This is a genomic window from Methylobacterium sp. 37f (assembly GCF_023093475.1).
Classification (GTDB): domain Bacteria; phylum Pseudomonadota; class Alphaproteobacteria; order Rhizobiales; family Beijerinckiaceae; genus Methylobacterium.
This window is the reverse complement of record NZ_JAGHKN010000001.1, coordinates 141,912-164,608: the sequence shown is the minus strand read 5'-3', so window position 1 is coordinate 164,608 and position 22,697 is coordinate 141,912. Positions and strand designations below refer to the sequence as shown.

Sequence of the window (22,697 nt, the reverse complement as noted above, 5' to 3'; positions counted from 1 at the left end):
CGACGTCCATGACCTTGAAGACCACAACCATCCGAACCCGGTTGGTTGCCAGCTTTACGATCGTCACGCTGTTCATCTTAACAATTGGCTGGATCGGCCTGTCCGGGGTCGACCGGATGAACAAACTGCTGACGGCGGTCCACACCAACTGGCTGCCGAGCGTGCAGATGAGCGGCCGGATCGACACCGCGCTGGCCCGCTACACAACCAGCCTGTTGCGGGCGACGCAGACCTCGGATGGCGGCGACCTCGCCAAGATCGAGGGCGACATGGCCAAGCGGCGCGAGCAGGTCGCCACCCTGTCCAGGTCGCTTGAGCCGCTGATCAGCTCGGAAGCGGAGCGCACCCACGTCGAGGCCTTCCGGCGCGAGGTCGCGAGCTTCTTCACCGCCGCCGACCGGATTCTCGCCGTCGCCCGCTCCGGCGGCCAGGGCGACGCCTATCGGCTCTACCTGTCGGACGGGGTCGAGCCGCGCCGGCGCGCCTCGACGGCCCTGGAGAAGGTCATCGAACTCAACGATGTCGGCGCGGCGCGGGCCGAGGCGGATGGCCGGGCCGTCACGGCGCAGACCGAGGCGGTCGCACTCGGCGCCCTGGCGCTGGCGGTGGCGCTGGCGATCCTGCTCGCCGTGCTGATCATCCGCAGCATCGCGCGCGGCATCGACTCGGTGGTTCGGCCCATGACCGGTCTGACCGCGGGCGACCTCACCGTGTCCATCCCGCACCAGGGCACCGGGACCGAGATCGGCCGCATCGCCGACGCGGTCCAGGTCTTCAAGGACAGCCTGATCCGGATGAAGCGCCTGGAAGAGGAGACGGTCCTGGCCCGCGCCGGTGCCGAGGCCCAGCGCCGGCAGGCGATGCACGAGATGGCCGACGGGTTCGAACGCGCGGTCGGCGGCATCGTCGGCTCGGTCGGCCACGCGGCCGGGGAATTACAGGCGACCGCCCAGGCCATGAGCGGCACCGCCACCCAGACCGCGAGCCAGTCCGTCTCGGTGGCGGCGGCGGCCGAAGAAGCCGCCTCCCATGTCGAGACGGTGGCGGCCGCCGCCGAGGAACTCGGCTCGTCGGTCCAGGAGATCGGGCGCCAGGTCCAGGGCTCGGCCGAACTCGCCGGCGCGGCCGTGCGCGAGGCGAGCACCACCGCCGGACTGGTTCAGGAACTCAGCGGCGCCACCGCGCGCATCGGCGACGTCGTCAAGCTGATCTCCGACATCGCCGGGCAGACCAACCTGCTGGCCCTCAACGCCACCATCGAGGCGGCCCGCGCCGGAGAGGCCGGCCGGGGCTTCGCGGTGGTGGCGACCGAGGTCAAGGAGCTGGCCGGGCAGACGGCACGGGCCACCGACGAGATCGGCACCCAGATCGCCCGCATCCAGGGCGCGACGGCGGAGAGCGTGCGCGCCATCGCGGCGATCCGGGACCGGATCGACGAGATCAGCACTGTCGCCACCACCATCGCGGCGGCGGTCGAGGAGCAGGGCGCGGCCACCCAGGAGATCGTGCGCAACGTCGCCGAGGCGGCAACCGGCACGGGCGAGGTCACGGCCAACATCGCGGGCGTGGCGGGTGCGGCCGAGGAGACCGGCGCGGCGGCGAGTCAGGTCCTGGCTTCGGCCTCGGCGCTGTCGCGCCAGTCAGAGCATCTCGGCCAGGAGGTCAGCCGCTTCCTCGCGAGCGTACGCGCCGCCTGAATCCGGCCGGGACCCGGGGACAGCCGGTCCCGGCCCTTGCCCATCGGCGCCGGATTGGGGATCGTCCGCCGATGTGTGGACGCTTCTTCATCGCCCAGGCCCCCGAGATCTTCCGGGCCTTCTACGGTTACCCCGAGGTGCCGAACTTCCCGCCCCGCTACAACGTGGCGCCGACCCAGCCCGTGCCGGTGGTTCTGTCGGAAGCCGGGCCCCGGCAGTTCCGGCTGGTGCGCTGGGGCCTGTGGCCGAGCTGGGTCAAGGACCCGAAGGCCTTCCCCCTCGTCATCAACGCGCGGGTCGAGACCTTGGGCGAGAAGCCGACCTTCCGGGGCGCTCTGCGCCACCGCCGCTGCGTGTTTCTGGCCGACGGATTCTACGAGTGGCGCCGCGAGGGCACCGGCAAGTCCGCGACCAAGACGCCTTTCATGATCCGCCGGGCGGACCGCGCGCCGATGGCGCTCGCGGGCGTGTGGGAGAACTGGCTCGGCGCCGACGGGTCCGAGGTCGATACCGCCGCCATCGTCACCACGGGTGCCAACGGCACGATGGCGGCGGTGCACGATCGGATGCCCGCGATCCTGGCGCCGGAGCAGGTCGAACCCTGGCTCGACAGCCGCGGCGTCGAACCGGATGCGGCCGTGCGCCTGTGCCGGCCCTGCCCGGACGACTGGCTGACCCTCGACCCGGTCAGCCCCCGCGTCAACAACGCCCGGATCGACGAACCGGACCTGATCGTGCCGCTCGCCTCACCCCATCCCGGCAATCCCGAGCGCGGGCGGCCTCCGGCCGAGCAGCCGCGCTCCAGCGACGAGGATGCGCAGGGCGCGCTGTTCTGAATCGGATGCGCGGCCCATCGCCCGCCGGGGCGGCCGGGTGGGGCCAGCCATTGCGTCCGGGCCGCAAAGGCCGCATCGCTCATCGGATTCGCGGAATCAGCGGAACAGGTGGGGACAGCATGACGCCGGACGAGATCGAAACCCTGAACCGGGCCCGGGACAGCCTGGCCCGCCAGCGCGGTGCCCTCGCCAAGCGCATCGGCGCCAGCGACGTCGCGGCCCCCTCGGCCGCGGAGGACCTGACCCGCATCCTGCTGGCGATCGAAGCGGTGGACCGTGCGCTGGTCGATGCCGGCCGGCCCTACACGCCGCCCGAGCACTGAAGGCGCCGGCCATGGACGACACCAAGGACGCCAACGGCACCAAGCTGGCTGACGGCGATTCCGTCACGCTGATCAAGGACCTGAAGGTGAAGGGCACGTCCACCACCCTCAAGCGCGGCACCCTGATCAAGAACATCCGCCTGACGGGCGATCCGGACGAGATCGAGTGCAACGCCGACAAGGTGAAGGGTCTGGTGCTGAAGACCCAGTTCCTGAAGAAGGCCTGACGGGCTTTCGCTCAGGTTGCGGTGGGCGGTCAACTCGACAGGTCTCGGGCGAACCCGGGACCCGCTGAGGCGAGCGACAGGTCGAACGCCGAAAATTATTCGTCCGACGCGCTCGGCGCGCGGGCCGGGGAGCGGGTGAGGCTGCGGATGGACCGCAAGGGGCGGCCGGACTTTTCCGCGATGGCGCGGTCCTGCTCCTCGATGAGCTGGCGGGCCGGCTCATCGCCGTCGAGCCCGCCGAGGATTTCCATGGGAACGCGCCGGTTCGAGGCGCGGGACTCGTCGTCGTAGAGGACGTCGAACAGGACGGAGCCGCGCTCCTGCGGTTTCGACTTGGTACGCTTGGCCATGACGGGACGATGCTCGGACTGGAAGGCGGGTGGGGGAAAATGCCAACGGCCACGGATGGGGGCGTGGCGGGTGCGCGTACATCCGGCGTCACCCTGGCCCTGCATCGTGGCCGTCTCCGATCGAGCGACGTGGGTCGCGACCGGCCTGGGCGCTAAATGGAGTCCGAATGCGCCTTTGGCAAGGCGAGCATGGGTGGAGCGATCGGCGTCGGTGCCGGGAACAGGGGCAATCGGCGACAGGGCTCCCGCTTCGTCAGGTCCGCCCCGGCTCTGCGCTGTCCTCTGCGGAGCGGGTCTGGCACGATGCGTGCGCCGCTGGCGGCCAGGACCAGATTCCGGGGGACCGCATGACCGACCCACGCCCGCTGACGCGATTCTCCGTGGCTCCCTTGAGCGCGATGACCCGACATCTCGCCGCCGTGGCCTCCGGCCGGGCCGAGCCGGATCTCGTGATCACCGGGGCGCGCCTGCTCTCGACCTATTCCGAGCGCATCCTGCCCGACCGCGAGGTCTGGATCGCCGGCGGCCGGATCGCGGCGGTGCGGCCGGCCGGAACCTACCGGGGCGCGGCAGCGCGCAGGGACGTGCGCGGCGGCCTTCTGGCGCCGGGGCTGGTCGACCCGCACCTGCACATCGAGAGCAGCATGGTCACGGCCTGTGCCTATGCCGAGGCCGCGCTTCTCAACGGCACCACCACCATCGTGTGCGACAGCCACGAGATCGGCAACGTCCTGGACAAGGACGGCATCGCCTGGATGCTGGAGGATGCCCGCCAGGCCCCCCTCAACATCTACCTGACGGTGCCCAGTACCGTCCCGGCGACCTCGCCCGAGCTGGAGACCGCCGGCGGCGACCTCGACGCCGGCAAGATCGCGGCCCTGTTCGATGCCTGGCCGGAGGCGATCGGGCTCGGCGAGAAGATGGATTTCGTCGCCGTGTGCGAGGGCGACCCACGCGCCCACGCCATCCTTCAGGCCGCGCTGGCGCGGGGCCGCCCCGTCTCGGGCCACATCTACGGGCGCGCCTTCGTGGCGGCCTACGCGGCCAGCGGCGTCACCGACACGCACGAGGCCATCGACCGGGATATTGCCGACGATCTGCTCGAAGCCGGCTTGTGGATCTACCTGCGTGGCGGCCCGCCGACCACACCCTGGCACAGCCTGCCCAAAGCCATCGGCACCATCCTGGATTACGGGGCCTCGGCCAAGCGCGTCTGCGTCTGCACCGACGACCGCGACGCGCAGGACCTCCTGGCCTACGGCCTCGACTGGGTCGTGCGCGAAGCGGTGCGGATGGGTATCCCGAACGTGCAGGCCTGGGCGATGGGCTCGCTGCATCCTGCGACGCGCTACGGGCTCGACGGCGAGATCGGCGGCTTCGGCGGCGGCCGGCGGGCCGACCTCGTGCTCCTCGACGACGACCTCGTGCCGCAAGCGACCTGGTACGGCGGGGAATGCGTGGTCGAGAACCGCACGATCACGCCGCGGCTCGATGCGGCCCTGTCGCGGCCCTACCGCTACCCCGCTCCCGCCTACGCCACCATGCACCTGCCGGAGCCGTTGCCGGCACTGATCCCCGCGCTGCCCGAGGAGCCGTGTCGGATCAACGCGATCCGCACCACCCTGCCGGGCATCGAGCTGACCCACGAGGTCGTGGACCTCGTGCCGGGCGCCGACTGGGGCGCGACCCTGGCGCAGAACGACCTCTGCTTCGTGAGCGTGATCGAGCGCCACGGCCGCGCCGGCACGGTGGCACACGGCCTTCTGCGCGCCTTCGGCCTGAAGCGCGGCGCGGTCGCGAGCAGCGTCGGCCACGATTCGCACAATGCGATCGTCGCCGGCCTGAACGAGGCCGACATGCGCGTCGCCCTCGACGCCCTCGGCGCCATCCAGGGCGGCGTCTGCGTGGTGGAGGACGGCCGCGTCGTGGCGCTGGTGCCGCTGCCGGTCGCAGGGCTGTTGTCGGACAAGCGCGTCACCGTCGTGGCCGAGGAGGTGCGGGTGCTCAAGGCGGCCTGGGAGCGGGCAGGCTGCACCATCCCCTATATGGGCTTCAACCTGATCCCGCTCTCGGTCATCCCGGAGATCCGCATCACCGACAAGGGTCTCGTGCTGGTTCCGGCCATGCGGATCGTGCCGCTGTTCGAGGCCGCCTGAGGCGAATCCCACCGGCGACTCCCTTGCCGGCCGACCGTTCCGTCGGCGCGGGATCGCCGCGGGGGTGGGGGTCGCTGGCGCGAGATTGCATCGGGCAAGATTGCATCGGGCGAGATTGCATCGGGACGGAACTCCCGCGCGCGTTGTCCGTTGTCAGGCAGGTCTCAACAGCCTCTCGTTCCTCCCAAGCTTTCACAGCCTGCCTGCCGGAACCGGCGCGCGGGCTGTTTTCTTGTCATGGGATCGTCCCGAACTTCGATGATAAGGTCGGAGACCGGAGCGGCTGAACACGGTCCCGGATTGTCGACGGAGTTGCCCCGATGCGTAGCCTGCTCACCCTCATCATCGTCGGCGCGATCGCGTTCGTGCTCGTCGGCATGTACGTGGCGCCCGGCCAGCCTGAATTGCGGACCTGGTACCTGCGCAACGCCTGCGAATACCTCGACAAGGTCTCGCCTCAGATCTGCGCACCGATGCGCAAGGCCGAGGTCGGGGTGCCGACCTGAACGCCGTCGACTGGGTCTTTCGCGATCGGCGCACCGGCGCGATCACCATTGCGCAGCGGCCGAACGCGCCGCTGCTGATCTTCGCGGCCTGCGCGCTCATCGACGGGATCGTTGCGCCGGAGGGCTCGTGGGGCATCGCTCTGCGCGCCGCCGGCGCCCTCGCCCTGGCCTATTGGGCACTCGATGAACTCCTGCGCGGCGTGAATCCCTGGCGCCGCGGCCTCGGTGCCGTGACCCTCGGGTTTCTGGCTTGGCGGATCGGGCAGCAGGTCTGGTGAGCACCGGTTGTCGGCATCCTGCTTTCCGTCGCGGCAAGTGGGGAGCCTTCGGGACAGCGGCGAGCCTTCAAGACAGCGGTGAGCCTTCCAGACGGCGGGGCTTGCATCAGCCAGTGCCAGCCCTCTTCGCCCGGACGACACCGGGACGACGGCTTGCGGAACTGCCGCGCTCCCCTATCATCCTGATGGCGCGACGCGCGTAGGGGAGGCGGGGCATGACGTTCTTCATCGGGATCGCGGGACCTTGGTTCGTGATCGCCCTCCTTGAGATGATCGCGCTGCGACGGGACAGCGACCTGGCGGCGGAGGGTTTGGCCCCGGCCGGTGCGTCGTCGTTCAGCGTTGCCCGCAGCGCCTACCTCGCCTAACTCGCTCGTTGACGGCGGCTCGCTCGGGCGGGCCGTCCAGCGAAGGCGAGGATCGACGTGCGGATAGCAGGCGAACAGGCGACCGGCGCGGCCCCGCGCCTCCAGGGCGTTCGGATCTGGCTCTACCTGCTCGCGGCGCTCGTCGTGGCGATGGTGGCGGTCGGGGGTGCGACGCGCCTGACGGGGTCCGGCCTGTCGATCACCGAGTGGCGCCCGGTCACCGGTGCGATTCCGCCGCTCTCGGCCGAAGCCTGGGCCGCCGAGTTCGACAAGTACAAGGACACGCCGCAATACCGCATCCTGAATGCCGGGATGGGCCTGTCTAACTTCAAGGTCCTGTACGCCTGGGAATGGGGCCACCGCCTGCTCGGGCGCATCGTCGGCCTCGCGTTCTTCCTGCCGCTGCTGTGGTTCTGGTGGCGCGGCGCCCTGACCCGCCGCCTCGGGCTTGGCCTTCTCGGGCTCGGCCTGCTCGGCGGCCTCCAGGGCGCGATCGGCTGGATCATGGTCGCGTCCGGGCTCCAGCCCGGCATGACCGCCGTGGCGCCGATCAAGCTCGCCCTCCACCTGACCACCGCCAGCCTGATTCTGGCCGGCCTCGTCTGGCTCGCTGCCGGCCTGCGCACGTCGGATGCGCCGGTCGAGGCCGTCGCGCCGCGCCTGCGCCGGACCGCCTCCGTGCTGATGGGCCTCGTGCTGCTGCAGATCTTCCTCGGCGGTCTGGTGGCCGGCTCGAAGGCCGGGCTGGTCTACAACACCTGGCCGACCATGGACGGTCACCTCGTGCCGCCGGTCTCGGAGCTGTTCGCCGGAACGCCCTGGATCGAGAACTTCGTCGACAACCTCGCCCTGGTGCAGTTCAACCACCGCCTGACCGCCTACCTGCTGCTGGCGGCCGCGCTCTTCCACGCCCTCGACGCCCGGCGCTCGCTGCGCGGCTCGGCCGTGGGGCGGCGGGCAACCGGAGTCGCCGGCCTCGTCCTGGCGCAGGCGACCCTCGGCATCGCGACCCTGCTGCTGGCGGTGCCGCTCTGGGCGGCCCTATCGCATCAGGTGTTCGCCATGGCGGTGCTGACCATGGCGACGGTCCATGCGCGGCGGATGCAGGCGGTGCCCGCTCCCATACGGCTTGAGGCGCCGACCACGCCCTTCGGCTTCGAGGCCCTGGCGCCCCGGACCTGACCGGACGCGCGACACCTGCCATGTGCGGATCGAGACATCGCGACCGCAGTGCAGCGAACCAGGGTTCCGCTCGTACGTTCGACCCCCGTCCCGGCGTCGCGCTGGCTTCCGGCCAGAAGCGACGCCCGACGATTCTGAAACGCGAGAGGACAAACCCTGCATGCGGGACGCCGAACCGTCACGTCCATTGTCGAACCCGTCATCGACCAGCGCGCCCGGCGCCGGCGCGCAGCGCGATAGCCTCGCGCCGCCCGCGAAACGCTCGCACAAGCCGCAGATCTGGCTCGCCGTGGGTCTGACCGGCCTGCTCGGCGTCGTCTGGGCGGTGGCGATCGCCAGCCGCTATCCGGGTGTTCTCCCCGGCTGAACATTTTCCTGTTGATGGCCCGAACTCGGTAGTTGTCGCGTGGAACGCGGCAACAGGTTGAAGCGTAGCATCTGGTGAAAGACCGGAGGTCGGCGATGCTTTTAGCGGACGACGGACGCCCGACGGGAGTAACTTGGAACTACAGCCGGAACGAACTTCTGGCGGATGGCGCGGTCCACGTCGTCGGCGTGGCCCTCGGGGTCGCAGGCGCCATCGCCATCGTGGTGATCGCGGCGCTCTCGCCGCTCACCCTGGTCGAACGCGCCGGCGTGACGATCTACGCCGCCGGACTCGTCTCGATGCTGGGGGTCTCGGCCACCTACAACATGTGGCCGGTGTCCCGGCGCAAGTGGCTGCTGCGGCGCGCCGACCACGCGCTGATCTACCTGATGATCGCCGGAACCTACACGCCCCTGGTGGCGATGGTGGGCGCCGGAGAGGCGGCCTGGAGCCTCCTCGCCGTGGTCTGGCTGGTGGCGGCGATCGGAATCGCCCTCAAGCTGCTGCTGCCCGGCCGCTACGATCGCGCTTCCATTTGCCTCTACCTCATCCTCGGCTGGAGCGGCGTCATCGCCTACGATGCGGTGATCGGTCAGCTGTCCCCGAATGCGCTGGGGCTTTTGGCGCTCGGCGGCGTGCTCTACTCGGCCGGCGTGGTGTTCCATGTCTGGCGCAGCCTGCCGTACCAGAACGCGATCTGGCACGCCTTCGTGCTGGCCGCGACCGCCTGCCACTATGGGACGGTGCTGGCGACCGTGATGCAGGCCGGCGCCTGAGGGCGCCGGTGTTTCGGGGCGATAGGCCCGGCGGTCACTTGCCGGAGCAGAGGCCCCGGTCGGCGAGGGTGCGGTGCTCGCGCGGATCGCAATCGGTGGACAGGAACGAGGCCCACTCAGCGGGACTGCCGTAGAAGGCGTTGCGGTCGACATCGCCGCGCACGCCCGGCACCCGGCCGGTCGAGGTGAACTGCCACAGCATCCACTTGCGCTTGACGTAGCGCTGCTCGGGCTCGGCCGCGGTCGAACGGACCCAGTGCGGATAATCCGGCAGTTCGTCTTCGAGCACATCCTTGTGGAAGGTGATGTCGGTGTAGATGATCGGGCGCTTGCCGGTGTAACGCTCCATCTCGTCGAGCATGTAGCGGATCATCGACAGGGCCTGGGCCTTGGGCAGCTTCTTCGGGCAGAGCTGGGAATGGCCGTTCCACTCGACGTCGAGGACCGGGGGCAGGGCGGTGGGATCGTTCGGGACGTTCTTCTTGAACCAGGCCATCTGATCCTGGGCGGAGCGGCACCAGAACACGAAGTGATAGGCCCCGCGCGGCACGCCGGCCTGGGCCGCTCCGTCCCAATTGGTTCGGAAGCGCTCGTCCACGTGGTCGCCGCCCTCGGTCGCCTTGATGAAGGCGAACTGGGTTCCGGCGGCCCGCACCGACATCCAGTCGATCGGGCCCTGCCATTTCGAGATGTCGATGCCCTGGACCGGGTGCTGCTTGGCCCGCGCCACGCCGGGATGCGGCTTGGCATCGCCCTTGGTGGGATAGAAGTCTGTGGTGCCGGAGCAGGCCGCGAGCGCAGACAACACCGCCACGGCGGCACCCCGCCGCAAGGTCTCGCGAAAAACCTGGAAACGGACCGGCTGGTTCTGGCGTGTCGGGACAGTCCCGTTCCTCAGCCGCATCGGTCCCCGATCCATCATTGACGCACGCACTCTATGGCTAAGGGATGGCCCGGCGCGGTTAACAGACCTTTGACGGCATTGCGGCGGATTTCCGGAAGTCGTGGTGAGACGGTCACATCCGTCGCGGACATCCCCGCTGGCCCCCAGGCGATGCGCCGCCTAAGTGCAGGTCGGGCCTGCGGGTTTCGCCAGGGGGGAATCGGGTGAAGACATTGTTCACCATCGGGTATGAAGGGCTAGATTCCGAGCGCCTGATCGCGGCTCTGCGCGATGCCGGTGTGGCGACCCTGGCGGATGTCCGGGCGGTGGCCAACTCGCGCAAGCGCGGCTTCTCCAAGAACGCCCTGCGGACCAGCCTGGAAGAGGTCGGGCTCGGCTACGCCCATGCCCGCGCCCTCGGCACCCCCAAGGCCGGGCGTCAGGCGGCCCGCGCGAACGATGCGAGCCTGATGCGCAGGATCTATTGCGAGGAAGTGCTGGACACCGCCGATGGCGGACTCGCCCTGGACGACCTCTGCGCCCTGGCGGCCCGGGCTCCGACCTGCCTCCTCTGCTTCGAGCGCGACCCGGCCCACTGCCACCGGCGCGTCCTGGCCGAGCGCATGGCCGAGCGCGGCTTCATCAGCGTCGACCTGTTCGGCTGATCCAGCCCGATCGCCCGGGATGAATGCCGCCCCCGCGTCGCCACGACCCGGCTGCCCACGGTCGGGCCGTACCGCCGTTGACAATCTAGAGTTATGCGGCTCTGCTTCGTCGAAGAAGCACAGGATGTCGGAACGAGGATGACGCGCAAGGCGCTGGACCAGACACTCGGGTTCCTGCGATCGCTTGACCGGACTGCGAGCGTCGACGACGTTGCGCGCCTGCTGGTCACCGAACTCGCCGCCTTCGGCGTCGCCCACGCCATGGCCGGCACCGTGCCGGGGAAGGGCACGCCGGCGCGCCAGCAGCAATCCCACATCCTGGTCAACACCTTCCCGTCCGAATGGGGACGGCGCTACCTCACGCGGGGCTACGCCTTCCACGACCCGACCGTCCGCCACCTGTCGGAGACGAAGGTTCCGTTTGCCTGGAGCGATCTGCGGAGCCGCATCGGCGACGACAGCGAGGCGCGCAGGGTCATGGACGAGGCGGGCGAGTTTCGCCTGCGCGACGGCGTCACCATTCCGTTGATGACGCTGGAGGGTGGAACGGCGGGCTTCAGCCTCTCGGGCGAGCACCTGGCGATCGATCCCGACGACCGGCCGATGCTCCATCTCATCGCCACCTACGCCTTCGGCCACCTGCTGCGGTTGCGCGGGGAAGGCAGCCTTCCGCGCACCATCCGGCTGGCCCCGCGCGAGCGCGAGGCCCTGCAATGGGCTGCCGAGGGCAAGACCGACTGGGAGATCGGCGAGGTGATGGGGATCTCGACACATGGCGTCGATTTCCACCTGCGCTCGGCGCGGACCAAGCTCGGCACGACCAACCGCACCCAGGCCGTGGCGGTGGCGCTGCGGCGCGGGCTGATCCTCTGAGCGTCTGAGCCTCTCAGGCCGAGCCTCCGAGCCTCGGAGGCTGCCGCCCGCCGCCGCATCTCCCTACGGATTCCCGTAGGTCTGCAACCGTCATCTCCCTGTCAGAAACACCTCCGGGCCCGGAGGTTTCAAGATATGATTCAGATCGTGACACCCGCGAACGCGCAGCGGTTTCGCGACGAGATGGAACAGGTCTGGCGCCTGAGACACGCAGTGTTCGTTGAGGAAAAACGCTGGACCGATCTGGCCAGGCCGGACGGCCGCGAGATCGACCAGTTCGACACGCCGCACGCGATCCATTTTCTCGCCCTCGAGGCCGGCCGGGTCATCGGCTACAGCCGCCTCCTGCCGACCACGCGGCCGCATCTCCTGTCGGACGTCCTGCCGCAGCTCTGCGAGGGCGAACTTCCGCGCGGTCACGACACCTGGGAATGGACGCGGCAGGCCGTGGCCCGCTCGCACCGGGGCCGCGGCAAGGCGATCAACCCGGTCTCGCTGGCGCTGCTTTCGGGGATCGTCGAGTGGGGCCTGGCCAGCGGGGTCCGCCGCCTCGTGCTGCAGATGCCGACGCTCTACCTGCTGCACGTGGTGCAGCTGCACTTCCGCGCCCACCCGCTCGGATTGCCGCAAGCGATCAGCGGCGAAGACATCATCGCCACCACGGCGGAGTTCGACGAGCGCACGCTGGCGCGCCTGCGTCGCCTGACCGGCCGCTCCGGCTCCGTCCTGGCTCCCGATTATCCCTATCTCGCCGCCTGACGCGCGCTCTCGAAGGACCGACCACCATGGGGCAACGATTGACGGATTCGACGAGTCTGGATCAGACGATCCTGGACTCGTTCATGCCGAGCGAGACCGGCGCCGGCCCGACCGCCCACTCGGAGGCCGAACAGGCGCTCGATGCCCTGGCGGTCCAGTTCATCGCGGCGCGGACGGTCATCGACAAGTCCGGGACGCCGATGATGCGGCGGCTGATCGATCTTCTGCTGTTCGAGATCGCCGTGGCGCTGGCCGATCCGGAGGAAGATCCGGCTCGGGCCCTCGATCCGGTCGTCTGACGCTGTATCTGCGGCCAGTGGCCGACTAGCGCGCGCTGCCGCCGCGCATGCTGCGCTGGCGGCAGGTCCGTCCCATATCCTCGTAGCCGGCCGGGCAGCGGCGCACGCAGGCGCCAGCCGCGTATTTCAGCGGCGGGCGGCAGGCGCGGCTGAAGCGCTGCTCCTGGAACAGGTAGTCCTTGGCCGGACTCTGGGCCATGGCCGGAATGGCGAGGCCGATCGGGCCTGCGACCGCGACCATCAACAGGGCCAGGCGAGAGAAGCGGGTCATCGAACGTTCCCGGTTGTAAGGTCGGCCGTGCCTCGACGCGACATGTGAACAGACAACGCCGGATCCGACGGGCAGATCAAGGACAACCGACATGTCGCCGCCGGGCGTTGTGGCAGCCGCCATGAGGCGCAGGATAGGCGAGCCCCACCATCGATCGAACGCAGGACACGCGCCTGCGCAACCGGCCGGAGCACTCACGTCATTTCTGTGTGGATCAGACTAGGTCCGGGGTGCGGTTCTATGAGAACCCGGCAACCCTGATCGAACCGCGATGCACCAACTCTTCGTCGTCGTCGATCGAAAGAGTTGGTGCGGCCAAGAGGACTCGAACCTCCACCCCTTGCAGGACTAGCACCTCAAGCTAGCGCGTCTACCAATTCCGCCATGGCCGCATCGTCAACGCACCGTTCCGTCACCGGGCCCGGAGGACCATCGCGCCGTAGCGGTGGGCTCTGGTGGGCTGCGGCGACCGATCTCTCGGGGCGCGGCGCAGCCAATAACAGACGGATTTCCGTCCGACAAGCGTCACGGTGGCGGGATCAGAGGAAATCGACTCCGCCGTCCAGGACCGGCACGGCGCCCTGGCCGATGGTGACGCCGGGCAGGCGCACCACGTCGGCCTTGCGGATCAGTTCGGTGATCTCGACGGAGATGCGGTTGCCGGTCACCACGATCTGTCCGCGCGCGATCGGGTGGTCGTTGGCGAGAATCTCGACCATATCGGACTCGGTGGCTTCGAGTTCGATCACCGCACCGCGGCCCATGCGCAGGAGCATGTGCAACGGCATGTGACTGCGCCCGAGCACCACCGTCAGGTCGACCTTCAGGTCTTCGAACACCGCCACGCGATCCGTCCTTCGTTCCGGGCCGGCCCAACCCGTGGTTCGGCCCTTCCCTCCACCTTCCCTGCGCGATGGTGAAATCTTGGTAAACGAAACCCTAATCGCGCCCCGTCTGGCGCTTCCCGCGGGGGATTTTCACGCCCTTTCGGACGGTGCGCCCGTGGCGTGGCGGATCAGCGACACCCCGGTGCCCTACGGTGACGCGGTGGCGGCCATGGAGGAGCGAGCCGAGGCGATCGCGGCGGGCCGCGCTTCGGAGCTGGTCTGGCTGCTCGAACATCCCCCCCTCTACACGGCGGGCACCTCGGCGCGGGCTTCCGACCTCGTCGAGCCGGACCGCTTTCCGGTCCACCGCACCGGGCGGGGCGGGCAGTACACCTATCACGGGCCGGGTCAGCGGGTGGCCTACGTGATGCTCGACCTCAACCGGCGCCGCCGGGACCTGCGGGCCTACGTGGCCGCCCTGGAGGCCTGGATCATCGCCACCCTGGAGGCCTTCAACGTGCGCGGCGAGCGGCGGGAGGATCGGGTCGGCGTCTGGGTCCGGCGTCCCGAAAAGGGGGCGGGCGTGGAGGACAAGGTCGCCGCCATCGGCATCCGGGTCCGACGCTGGGTGAGCTTCCACGGCATCAGCCTCAACGTGCAGCCGGACCTGTCGCACTTCACCGGCATCGTGCCCTGCGGCATCGCCGGGCACGGCGTCACCAGCCTGGTCGATCTCGGCCATCTCGTCTCGATGCCCGAGGTGGACATGCAGCTCCGCGCCGCCTTCGAGGCGATCTTCGGCCCAACGGTCGCGGCGGATTAGATCACCGGCACGCCCCGGCCCTTGGCGTGCTCCCCCGGCTCCACGTGGATGACGACGACGGAGCCCTCGATGGCGCTCTCGATCGCGGCCTCCAGGCGGTCGCAGATGGCGTGCGAATCCTGCACCGTCATCGCGCCCGGCACCACGAGGTGGAAATCGATGAAGGTCGCCTGCCCGGCATGGCGGGTGCGGACGTCGTGCGCCTCCAGGGCACCGGTGCTGTGGAGCGAGATCAGTTCGCGGATCTGCGCCACCATCTCGGTGGGCGCGGCCTTGTCCATCAGGCCGCTGACCGAATCGCGGATCATGCCCCAGCCCGACCACAGGATGTTGAGGGCGACGAGGCCGGCGATCAGCGGGTCGAGGATGGCGTATCCGGTCACCGTCACCAGTACGACACCGACGAGCACGCCCGCCGAGGTGACCACGTCGGCCATCACGTGGCGGGCATCCGCCACCAGGGCCGGCGAGCGCCAGGCGCGGCCCCGGCGCAGCAGCGTCATCGCCCAGACGCCGTTGATCGCGGTCGCCACGAGGTTGACCGCGAGGCCGATGGCCGGCGCGTCCAGCATCTTGGGGTCGAGCAGGCCGAAGAAGGCCTCCCGCAGGATCAGGAGCGCCGCCACGATGATCAGCGCGCCCTCGATCACCGCCGAGAAATACTCGGCCTTGTGGTGGCCGTAGGGGTGATCGTCGTCGGCCGGGCGGGCCGCAACCCGAAGCGCGACCAGGGCGAACACCGCCGCCACCACGTTGATGATGCTCTCCAGGGCATCGGAATAGAGCGCGAGGCTGCCGGTCACCCAGTAGGCAGCGAATTTGAGGCCCATCACCAGGGCGCCAACGCCGGCGCTCAAGAGGGCGGCTTTCTGGGTGCGGTCCATGACGGTGTCCGGTCTCGAGCCGGATGCGGCGCGGCCGCCCGGTGCCGAGGCCTTAGCGCCCGTGGCCACGCCAAGGCCACGGCAAAGGTTGAACCCGCACCTGTACGATTGAGCCGGGGCTATGCCGTGCCGGGGTCGGCCGGACCCGGTTCGTCCAGATCCGGTGCCTTGGCGCGAGCCGCTTCGCGGGCCGCGAAGACCGCCCCCTGCGCCCGGGCGCGCTCGGCCTTGCGCTGATAGCTCCGGACCATCCAGTTCCAGCGCGCGCCGGCGGCCAGGGTGTCCAGGCGCAGGGCTTCCCGCGTCCAGTAATCCACAAGCTCCCCGTCGAGCGTCGTGCGCCGGGCCGTGATCTTGGCCCGGATGGCATCGGACCGGATATCGTCGCTTCTGTGCGCGTCGGTCATGAAGGCTCCGAATGGCGAGCGTGGACGTCAGGGTCGAGAAGGGCGTTTCCGGTGCGAACAGCCGCCGGACTGATCCAGCGGCCGGACAGCGAATTTCACGGAGAGGGAGGCACGCTTGTCGGCGCGACGGTGAGCGCGTCCGGATCTTGGGCGAAGCCGGCATCGCCCGCATCCGGGACCGGTGAGGAGGGGGTGCCGAACGGGCGGCTCGGATAGGCCTCCAGAAATTTCGACCGCGCCTCCTCGGCATCCTCCGCCTTGAGGGTGATGCTCGCCCGATCCGGCAAGGGCCAGCGCGGGTCGGCGGAATCGCGGGGGCTCACGGCAAACCAGGCCATCCTGTCGGGTCTCCTCAGGTCTCGGTGTGGAAAGTGGCGGTGTGGAAAGTGTCGGTACGGACGCCCGTCGCGGGCGGCTCTCGTCTGAACAGGTCGGGCCCGCGCCGGTTCCGCCGGTGGCGCCCGACCACGAGTGACCCCATTGATCCGCGCCGCCAAACCGTGCTGTTGGCGGGCCATGCGCGTCGACCTCTTCGATTTCGAGCTGCCCGAGGCGAGCATCGCCCTGCGCCCGCCGGTCCCCCGCGATGCCGGCCGCCTCCTGGTGGTGCGCCCCGGCGACGCCCTCGAAGACCGCAAGGTGCGGGACCTGGCGCAGCTCCTGCGGCCGGGCGACGCCCTGGTCTTCAACGACACCCGGGTGATCCCGGCCCGCCTCTCGGGCCTGCGCCACCGGCCGGGTGCGCCGGGCCTGCGCGTGGAGGCGATGCTGCACCTGCGCGAGGCGGCGGACACCTGGCGTGCCTTCGCCCGGCCGGGCAAGCGCCTCGCCGCCGGCGACCGGGTCAGCTTCGGCCGGCACAGGGCGAGCGAGCCCTGCGATCTCGGCGGCCTCGACGCGACCATCGCGGCCAAGGGGGAGGGGGGCGAGATCACCCTGCGCTTCGATCTGGCCGGCCCCGCCCTCGACGAGGCCATCGCGCGGATCGGCGACCTGCCGCTCCCGCCCTACATCGCCGGCAAGCGGCCCACCGACGCGCAGGACGCCACCGACTACCAGACTGTCTATGCCCGCGAGCCCGGCGCGGTGGCGGCCCCGACCGCCGGCCTGCACTTCTCCGACACGCTCCTGGCCGACCTCGATGCCGCCGGCATCGCCCGCCACACCGTGACCCTGCATGTGGGCGCCGGCACCTTCCTGCCGGTGAAGGCCGACGACACCGACGACCACCGCATGCATGCGGAGATCGGCCGCCTCGACGCCGCCACCGCCGAGGCCCTGAACGCCGTGCGGGCGGGCGGCGGCCGCGTCGTGGCCGTCGGCACCACCGCCCTGCGCCTCCTGGAGAGTGCGGCCGATTCCGAGGGACGGCTTCACGCCTTCGCGGGACCGACCGAGATCTTCATCACGCCGGGCACCCGCATCCGCGCCGTCGATGCGCTGATGACCAACTTCCACCTGCCGCGCTCGACCCTGTTCATGCTGGTCTCGGCCTTCTCGGGGCTCGACACCATGCGGGCCGCCTATGCCCACGCCATCGCGTCCGGCTATCGCTTCTATTCCTACGGCGATTCGAGCCTGCTGTTTCCGGCGCGGGACTGACACGAGGGAAGGCGCGGGGGAGGACGTGCCGAGCCGGAAAACCGGTGCTAAGACGGCGCCCATGTCCGAGCCCGCCGCACGCCCCGCGCCCGAAACCCTTCCGAGCGACTTCACCTTCCGGGTCGACGCCACCGACGGCGCCGCGCGCACGGGCGCGATCGCGATGCCGCGCGGGATCATCCGGACGCCCGCCTTCATGCCGGTCGGCACGGCCGCCACCGTCAAGGCGATGTATCCCGGACAGGTCCGCGACCTCGGCGCCGACGTGGTGCTGGGCAACACCTACCACCTGATGCTGCGCCCCGGCCCCGAGCGCATGGCGCGGCTCGGTGGCCTGCACCATTTCATGAACTGGCCGCACCCGATCCTCACCGATTCCGGCGGCTTCCAGGTCATGTCGCTCTCGGCCCTGCGCAAGCTCGACGAGCAGGGCGTGACCTTCCGCTCCCATGTCGACGGCTCGACCCACCATATGAGCCCCGAACGCTCGATCGAGATCCAGGGCCTGCTCGGCTCGGACATCCAGATGCAGCTCGACGAATGCGTCCGCCTGCCGGCCGAGCGCGACACCATCGCGCGCGCCATGCAGCTGTCGCTGCGCTGGGCCGCGCGCTGCCGCGTCGCCTTCGGCGAGCAGCCCGGCAAGGCGATGTTCGGCATCGTCCAGGGCGGCGACCTGCCCGACCTGCGCGTCGAGAGCGCCCGTGCCCTCGTCGACCTCGACCTGAAGGGCTACGCCATCGGGGGCCTCGCGGTCGGCGAACCGCAGGCGGTGATGCTGGCCATGATCGAGACGGTGGAGCCGCACCTCCCGGCGGGCAAGCCGCGCTACCTCATGGGCGTCGGCACCCCCGACGACCTGATGCGCTCGGTGATGCGCGGCATCGACATGTTCGACTGCGTGATGCCGACCCGCGCCGGCCGCCACGGCCTGGCCTATACCCGCTACGGCCGCATCAACCTGCGCAACGCCCGCCACGGCGAGGACACCCGGCCGCTGGACGAGGCCTCGACCTGCCCGGCCGCCCGCGACTATTCCCGCGCCTATCTCCATCACCTCGTGCGCAGCGACGAGATCCTGGGCATGATGCTGCTGACCTGGAACAACCTGTCCTACTATCAGGACCTGATGGCGGGGATGCGTGCCGCCATCGCGCAGGGGCGGCTCGCCGACTTCTGTGACGAGACCCGCGCCGCCTGGGCCCGGGCGGAGGCCGAGCGCGCCGCGGCGGCCTGACGGTCCGTTCCGGGCCTGCCTCCTCACCCGTCTCCTGGTCCAACCGCAAAGCCGGTTGACCCCATACCGCCGACCCCCTATTGCGAGCCACGCCGTCCGAAACGGCCCGGCCCCCGAGAGGGCCGCATCACCCCTTCGGACGCGAGCGCGTAGCTCAGTTGGTAGAGCAACGGACTTTTAATCTGTAGGTCCTGGGTTCGAGTCCCAGCGCGCTCACCACATTCCCTTCCGTCACGACGACTTGAGCAATTTCTTCGTGGCAACCCGAACTGGTGTGCGGCTCACGCCCGCCGGTCCTGTCGCGACGCCTGATATGCGAGCAGCAGGCACCTGCGCCACACGGATCGGCAAGGATCTGTGCCCGGCCGCACGACAGTCCAGGCCGTCGATGGTGCGCCGGCGCGGACGTCGGGGCGTGCCCAGGGTCGGGCGACCTGAGCAAGCGGTGATCCGGTCGACGGCCGCTTTGTCCGTACCGGCTCGGCCTTCGCCCCCTCGCTTCAGCGTTCAGAACCGCGCTCACGGCCAGGTCTGCGCCGCCCCGCCGGATTGCATCCCACGCCAGCCGCCGCACACGCCGGTTTGGCGCGGCACAACGCTCCAGCGAAGTTCGACACGGGGCCGGTGAACAAGTCGAACGACTCCCGGTTAGCCGTAAGCTGCAGTTGTCGTGTGAAAGATTTGTTTTCTTCTGATGCAGTGCGGCAAACTGTGCTGCATTCGCATAGGCGTCTATCATACAGCAACCTATCGCGTGCCGATCTGATCTGAGCACGGGCGCAGGCCTGTGCGTGGAACCGTTCACCGCCCCAAAAAATCAATCATGGAGGATACTATGGCATCGATCTCAGGAACGAATGGCAATGATGTTCTGACCGGTACGACTGACGACGACATCATCCTCGGTCTCCTTGGAAACGATACCCTCTCGGACCCCGGCGGGTTCAACAGGATCGACGGTCAGGACGGCAACGATACGATCACGGGCGGTGCCGATCTGGACTTCATCGCGGGCGGTCCCGGGGACGATCTGATCCGTGGTGGAGCCGGCGCCGATCAGATCATCGGTGAAGCCGGCAACGATACGATCTACACCGAAGACGGCGACGATTATGCCGCCGGCAACCCGGGCGACGACATCCTCTACGGTGCTGCCGGCAACGACTTCCTCGTCGGCGAAGCGGGCCGCGATCAAGTCTTCGGCGAAGCCGGCAATGACTTTCTCGCCGGAGGCGATGACGACGATTCTCTCGATGGCGGCGACGGCGACGACCTCGTCGATGGCGATCTGGGCAACGACACCCTCGTGGGTGCGGCAGGCGACGATACCCTGTTCGGCGACTTCGGCGATGACCGGCTCGCCGGTGGGACGGGGACCAACATCCTCGACGGCGCTCAAGGGGCCGACACCGCCGTGTTCGACTATGCGCTTCCGAGCGGCGACGCCCTGTCGTCGGCCGGCGTTCTGAGCACGATCACCACGGCATCGGGGCTCGATACCATCAAGAACGTCGAAGTGTTCGAGTTCACGAACGGGAAGGTCGTGCAGGGCGACGGCAATGCTCTCGTCGACGATCTGTTCTACTTCAGCCAGAACCCGGACGTCTTCCAGGCCGGCACCGATCCCGAGGTGCATTTCGCCGCCTTCGGCTGGCAGGAAGGGCGGAACCCGAATGCGTTCTTCGACACCACGGGGTACCTGACGGCGTACCAGGATGTGGCCGCCGCAGGGATCAACCCGCTCGAACACTACCTCAATTTCGGCTGGAAGGAGGGCCGCGATCCATCCGCCGGCTTCGACACGCAGGGGTACCTGGCCGCCAATCCCGATGTCGCCGCGGCCGGCTTCAATCCGCTTCAGCATTTCCTGGAGTTCGGAGCCGCCGAGGGGCGTCAGCCGGTCGTCGGCGATGGCGTCTTCCACGCCTGAGATCTGCGGCTTGGGTCCACGCGCTGCCCTGCGCGTGGACCCGAATCGATGGGGATCGTGTCGCGGGCATCCGCGCGCGCCGGGTGATCGCGACACGGTCTCATCGTCAGAATCGACGGAGCGCGTCCGGGCTGCGCCGCCCAGGCGGTTCCACATCGACAGGCGCGACGCGGCGCAGGGCCGCGATACGAGGCGCGGCGAACCGCGGCGCCGGGAGTCAGTTCGCGCGCTGCTCGATCGGGATCGGCGAGCGCAGGAAGATCAGAACGCCGCCGATGACGGACAGCGCGAGGGCGCAGGCGAACAGGAGGAAGAACCAGCGAGGCATGGCTCTGGATAGCACGCCGGCCGCCGAAATCTGAGACCGATCCCGTCGGCACGACAGCTTTCCGGCTATCGCAGTACCCGCGCACCCGGATTCGTCACCGCGACCGGCTCCGGCGCCTCGCTCGGATCGGCATCCCGAAGCCCCGCCCACAGCTTCCACTCGCCCCAGGCCGCATCGAGGGCCGCGATGGCGGCGTCGCGGGAAGCCACGGTGGCGCCGCGACGGAACGGGGCCGCGCCGATGTCGAGGTGTAGACCCCAGGTCCATTGCGCGGCCGGCGCCGGATCGTCGCTGATGCAATCGACGCGCCCGACGATCAGGGCTCCGCTGGTGATGACGTAGGTTTCGCGCGGATGGTCTTCGAGGCGGGTGTAGATCAGCTTGGCCACGAATGCCGGTCCCTGATTTGCGACGAAGGCCGGGCTAGTGCTTCGGCCATCGAATGTCGACCGGCGGAATCCGCCGGGTGTTCCCTCGAAGACCGGTTCAGATCTTCCGGTAGCGGATGAGACCGTCGATGCACCCACGCTCGGGAAGTGTTTGGCCGCGAGCGAATGCCGCCCAGAATGCGCGCAGATCGCGACCGGCGCGGTCGATCTCGGGCCAGGATGCGCCGGCGAGGTAGGCGGCGTCGCGCCAGACCGTTTCCGATCCGAACAGGAGGGGCAATTCGATGGCGTGGGCGGCACCGAAGGGATTGCCGGGCGCGCGCCAGTCGAGAGTGTAGCGATGGACCCGGCCGCCGGCCCGGGCGTGGCGCCGGGCGAAGCGGCGCACGGCCCCCGCATAGACCATGTGGGTGATGAAGCCCACCAGACCGCGCGCCAGCAGCCTGCCGATCCCGGGCAGGCGCAGCCACGGTTGCAACACCGGAATCGTGGGCAGGAAGAAGCGGCCTTCTTCGGCCGTGTAGCCGATCAGCAGGTCGACCTGCGGCGCTGCCCGGTCCCAGGCCGCCGCCATCCCGGATTCCGGGGGCAGGGGGGCATGGCCGTACTGGGTTCCGAACGGCATGAAGCCCGAGAGGCCGAACCACCTCGCCCGTGCCGCGACGCGCCCCTGGCGCGCGAGCACCTGCGCGGTCGTCATGGCGCGCGTGACCGGCACCTGTGCCATGGCGGCGTTCATGCGCCGGCGCCGATGGCGGATGCCCAGCGGCGCGCTCTGGATAATAGCGCGGCGAAACAGCGTCCCGGCCTCCTCGGTCGCCATCAGGTGCGCCACCGCGTCTCCGCCGGCGGATTGCCCGAAGGCCGTGACCGCCTCGGGGTCGCCGCCGAAGGCCGCGATGTTGCGTCGAACCCAGCGGAAGGCGGCGATCTGATCGAGCAGGCCGAGATTGGCCGGGCGGCCCGCATCATCCCCGAGATAGCCGAACAGGCCGAGCCGATAGGTCATTGTGACGACGATGACCCGCTGCTCGGCCGCCAGTCGCGCCGGGTCGCCGCAGGGCGCATCGCCGGCGCCACAGATGTAGGAGCCGCCATGAATCCAGACCATGACGGGCAGGCGCTCCTGGGCGCCGCGATCGACCGGGCAGGTGATCGAGAGGCGCTGGCACGCCTCGTCCTGGGTGAGCGTGCCGAGAGCGCCGCCGAGGGCCTCCTCTAGGAACGGGATCGCGACCTGCGGGCAGGCCGGGGCCCATTCGGTAGCCTGAAACGGCTCGGTCCAGTCCGGCACCGGCTCGGGAAGGGCGAAGCGCGCGGCCTGCGCGTAGGGAATCCCGGTTGCGCGCATGACCGCACCGTCGACCCGGGCCACCACCGGGCCACAGGGCGGGAAGAAGCGGCACGGCTCGCTCATGCGGGACCACGCGGGCTATGCCTCGGCAATCGCATAG

General features: G+C 69.6%; 27 protein-coding genes, 2 tRNA genes and 1 pseudogene. 20 read left to right on the top strand and 10 right to left on the bottom strand.

The features are described 5' to 3' along the window. The first annotated feature begins 8 nt into the window (after positions 1-8). The 4 genes from J7U37_RS00825 to J7U37_RS00810 all read left to right on the top strand — a co-directional run bounded on the left by J7U37_RS00825 (position 9) and on the right by J7U37_RS00810 (position 3,083). Positions 9-1,697, top strand: a complete 1,689-nt coding sequence (locus J7U37_RS00825; RefSeq protein WP_247634517.1) for a methyl-accepting chemotaxis protein — start codon at positions 9-11, stop codon at positions 1,695-1,697. Between the two features lie 71 nt (positions 1,698-1,768). Continuing rightward, entirely contained in the window at positions 1,769-2,533 is a 765-nt protein-coding gene (locus J7U37_RS00820; RefSeq protein WP_247634516.1) for an SOS response-associated peptidase, read from the top strand. A 119-nt stretch (positions 2,534-2,652) separates the two neighbouring features. After that, positions 2,653-2,856: a hypothetical protein gene (locus tag J7U37_RS00815; protein ID WP_056190366.1), complete on the top strand. Its 204-nt coding sequence runs from the start codon at positions 2,653-2,655 to the stop codon at positions 2,854-2,856. A gap of 11 nt (positions 2,857-2,867) precedes the next feature. Further along, entirely contained in the window at positions 2,868-3,083 is a 216-nt protein-coding gene (locus J7U37_RS00810) for an alkylphosphonate utilization protein (RefSeq protein ID WP_247634515.1), read from the top strand. 95 nt (positions 3,084-3,178) lie between these two features. Here the strand turns inward: J7U37_RS00810 and J7U37_RS00805 are convergent, their stop codons facing one another. Next, positions 3,179-3,433, bottom strand: a complete 255-nt coding sequence (locus tag J7U37_RS00805; protein WP_056190362.1) for a hypothetical protein — start codon at positions 3,431-3,433, stop codon at positions 3,179-3,181. A 347-nt stretch (positions 3,434-3,780) separates the two neighbouring features. Between J7U37_RS00805 and J7U37_RS00800 the strand changes: the two genes are divergently transcribed. The 6 genes from J7U37_RS00800 (at position 3,781) to J7U37_RS00770 (ending at position 9,066) form a co-directional block, all read left to right on the top strand. After that, positions 3,781-5,589 (top strand): adenine deaminase C-terminal domain-containing protein, encoded by a 1,809-nt coding sequence (locus J7U37_RS00800; protein WP_247634514.1) that lies wholly within the window; start codon positions 3,781-3,783, stop codon positions 5,587-5,589. A gap of 320 nt (positions 5,590-5,909) precedes the next feature. After that, positions 5,910-6,095 (top strand): hypothetical protein, encoded by a 186-nt coding sequence (locus J7U37_RS00795; RefSeq protein WP_056190358.1) that lies wholly within the window; start codon positions 5,910-5,912, stop codon positions 6,093-6,095. 493 nt (positions 6,096-6,588) lie between these two features. Next, entirely contained in the window at positions 6,589-6,741 is a 153-nt protein-coding gene (locus J7U37_RS00785; RefSeq protein WP_200935836.1) for a hypothetical protein, read from the top strand. 51 nt (positions 6,742-6,792) lie between these two features. Further along, entirely contained in the window at positions 6,793-7,923 is a 1,131-nt protein-coding gene (locus tag J7U37_RS00780) for a COX15/CtaA family protein (RefSeq protein WP_247634603.1), read from the top strand. Positions 7,924-8,083: 160 nt separating this feature from the next. Beyond that, entirely contained in the window at positions 8,084-8,290 is a 207-nt protein-coding gene (locus tag J7U37_RS00775; RefSeq protein WP_247634513.1) for a hypothetical protein, read from the top strand. Positions 8,291-8,385: 95 nt separating this feature from the next. Beyond that, the gene (locus tag J7U37_RS00770; protein WP_056190351.1) at positions 8,386-9,066 is read left to right on the top strand and encodes a hemolysin III family protein; all 681 of its coding nucleotides are present in this window, start codon (positions 8,386-8,388) and stop codon (positions 9,064-9,066) included. A gap of 34 nt (positions 9,067-9,100) precedes the next feature. On the opposite strand, the gene J7U37_RS00765 is transcribed toward J7U37_RS00770, so the two are convergent. Further along, complete coding sequence (locus J7U37_RS00765) at positions 9,101-9,970, bottom strand: glycoside hydrolase family 25 protein (RefSeq protein WP_247634512.1); 870 nt, start codon at positions 9,968-9,970, stop codon at positions 9,101-9,103. Between the two features lie 212 nt (positions 9,971-10,182). On the opposite strand from J7U37_RS00765, the gene J7U37_RS00760 reads away from it, so the two are divergent. The 4 genes from J7U37_RS00760 to J7U37_RS00745 all read left to right on the top strand — a co-directional run bounded on the left by J7U37_RS00760 (position 10,183) and on the right by J7U37_RS00745 (position 12,545). Next, positions 10,183-10,614 (top strand): DUF488 domain-containing protein, encoded by a 432-nt coding sequence (locus tag J7U37_RS00760; protein WP_056190349.1) that lies wholly within the window; start codon positions 10,183-10,185, stop codon positions 10,612-10,614. 138 nt (positions 10,615-10,752) lie between these two features. Next, complete coding sequence (locus tag J7U37_RS00755) at positions 10,753-11,487, top strand: autoinducer binding domain-containing protein (RefSeq protein WP_056190441.1); 735 nt, start codon at positions 10,753-10,755, stop codon at positions 11,485-11,487. 135 nt (positions 11,488-11,622) lie between these two features. Then, positions 11,623-12,246, top strand: a complete 624-nt coding sequence (locus tag J7U37_RS00750; RefSeq protein ID WP_056190347.1) for a GNAT family N-acetyltransferase — start codon at positions 11,623-11,625, stop codon at positions 12,244-12,246. A gap of 83 nt (positions 12,247-12,329) precedes the next feature. Next, entirely contained in the window at positions 12,330-12,545 is a 216-nt protein-coding gene (locus tag J7U37_RS00745; protein WP_247634511.1) for a hypothetical protein, read from the top strand. A gap of 25 nt (positions 12,546-12,570) precedes the next feature. Here J7U37_RS00745 and J7U37_RS00740 read toward each other — a convergent pair whose 3' ends face one another. The 3 genes from J7U37_RS00740 to J7U37_RS00730 form a co-directional block, all read right to left on the bottom strand. Next, the gene (locus J7U37_RS00740; protein ID WP_056190345.1) at positions 12,571-12,816 is read right to left on the bottom strand and encodes a hypothetical protein; all 246 of its coding nucleotides are present in this window, start codon (positions 12,814-12,816) and stop codon (positions 12,571-12,573) included. Between the two features lie 307 nt (positions 12,817-13,123). Continuing rightward, positions 13,124-13,208: transfer RNA gene (locus J7U37_RS00735), tRNA-Leu, on the bottom strand. A 147-nt stretch (positions 13,209-13,355) separates the two neighbouring features. After that, the gene (locus J7U37_RS00730; protein ID WP_056190342.1) at positions 13,356-13,661 is read right to left on the bottom strand and encodes a FliM/FliN family flagellar motor switch protein; all 306 of its coding nucleotides are present in this window, start codon (positions 13,659-13,661) and stop codon (positions 13,356-13,358) included. A gap of 97 nt (positions 13,662-13,758) precedes the next feature. Between J7U37_RS00730 and lipB the strand changes: the two genes are divergently transcribed. Continuing rightward, positions 13,759-14,466 (top strand): lipoyl(octanoyl) transferase LipB, encoded by a 708-nt coding sequence (lipB, locus tag J7U37_RS00725; RefSeq protein ID WP_247634602.1) that lies wholly within the window; start codon positions 13,759-13,761, stop codon positions 14,464-14,466. On the opposite strand, the gene J7U37_RS00720 is transcribed toward lipB, so the two are convergent. The 3 genes from J7U37_RS00720 to J7U37_RS00710 all read right to left on the bottom strand — a co-directional run bounded on the left by J7U37_RS00720 (position 14,463) and on the right by J7U37_RS00710 (position 16,095). Then, on the bottom strand, positions 14,463-15,350 hold the full coding sequence (locus J7U37_RS00720) for a cation diffusion facilitator family transporter (RefSeq protein ID WP_247634510.1): 888 nt from the start codon (positions 15,348-15,350) through the stop codon (positions 14,463-14,465). The two genes, lipB and J7U37_RS00720, sit on opposite strands and share 4 nt — an antisense overlap. Before the next feature lie 119 nt (positions 15,351-15,469). Next, positions 15,470-15,757 carry a hypothetical protein gene (locus J7U37_RS00715; RefSeq protein ID WP_247634509.1) on the bottom strand — a complete coding sequence of 96 codons (288 nt, stop codon included), beginning with the start codon at positions 15,755-15,757 and terminating at the stop codon, positions 15,470-15,472. 95 nt (positions 15,758-15,852) lie between these two features. After that, on the bottom strand, positions 15,853-16,095 hold the full coding sequence (locus J7U37_RS00710) for a hypothetical protein (RefSeq protein WP_247634508.1): 243 nt from the start codon (positions 16,093-16,095) through the stop codon (positions 15,853-15,855). A 178-nt stretch (positions 16,096-16,273) separates the two neighbouring features. On the opposite strand from J7U37_RS00710, the gene queA reads away from it, so the two are divergent. From queA to J7U37_RS25245, 5 genes and pseudogenes are all read left to right on the top strand, one after another. After that, on the top strand, positions 16,274-17,359 hold the full coding sequence (gene queA, locus J7U37_RS00705; protein WP_247634507.1) for a tRNA preQ1(34) S-adenosylmethionine ribosyltransferase-isomerase QueA: 1,086 nt from the start codon (positions 16,274-16,276) through the stop codon (positions 17,357-17,359). Positions 17,360-17,420: 61 nt separating this feature from the next. After that, positions 17,421-18,596: a tRNA guanosine(34) transglycosylase Tgt gene (gene tgt, locus J7U37_RS00700; protein WP_247634506.1), complete on the top strand. Its 1,176-nt coding sequence runs from the start codon at positions 17,421-17,423 to the stop codon at positions 18,594-18,596. 143 nt (positions 18,597-18,739) lie between these two features. Continuing rightward, positions 18,740-18,815: transfer RNA gene (locus J7U37_RS00695), tRNA-Lys, on the top strand. A gap of 604 nt (positions 18,816-19,419) precedes the next feature. Further along, positions 19,420-19,959 (top strand): annotated as a pseudogene (locus tag J7U37_RS25250) (calcium-binding protein); the annotation flags it as partial. Between the two features lie 51 nt (positions 19,960-20,010). Then, a complete protein-coding gene (locus J7U37_RS25245; protein ID WP_244478546.1) occupies positions 20,011-20,526 on the top strand; it encodes a hypothetical protein in 516 nt (171 codons plus the stop codon). A gap of 393 nt (positions 20,527-20,919) precedes the next feature. Here J7U37_RS25245 and J7U37_RS00680 read toward each other — a convergent pair whose 3' ends face one another. Both J7U37_RS00680 and J7U37_RS00675 read right to left on the bottom strand, forming a co-directional pair. Further along, a complete protein-coding gene (locus J7U37_RS00680; protein WP_056190327.1) occupies positions 20,920-21,243 on the bottom strand; it encodes a hypothetical protein in 324 nt (107 codons plus the stop codon). Positions 21,244-21,340: 97 nt separating this feature from the next. Then, positions 21,341-22,660 carry a carboxylesterase family protein gene (locus J7U37_RS00675; protein ID WP_247634505.1) on the bottom strand — a complete coding sequence of 440 codons (1,320 nt, stop codon included), beginning with the start codon at positions 22,658-22,660 and terminating at the stop codon, positions 21,341-21,343. Positions 22,661-22,697: the final 37 nt, after the last annotated feature.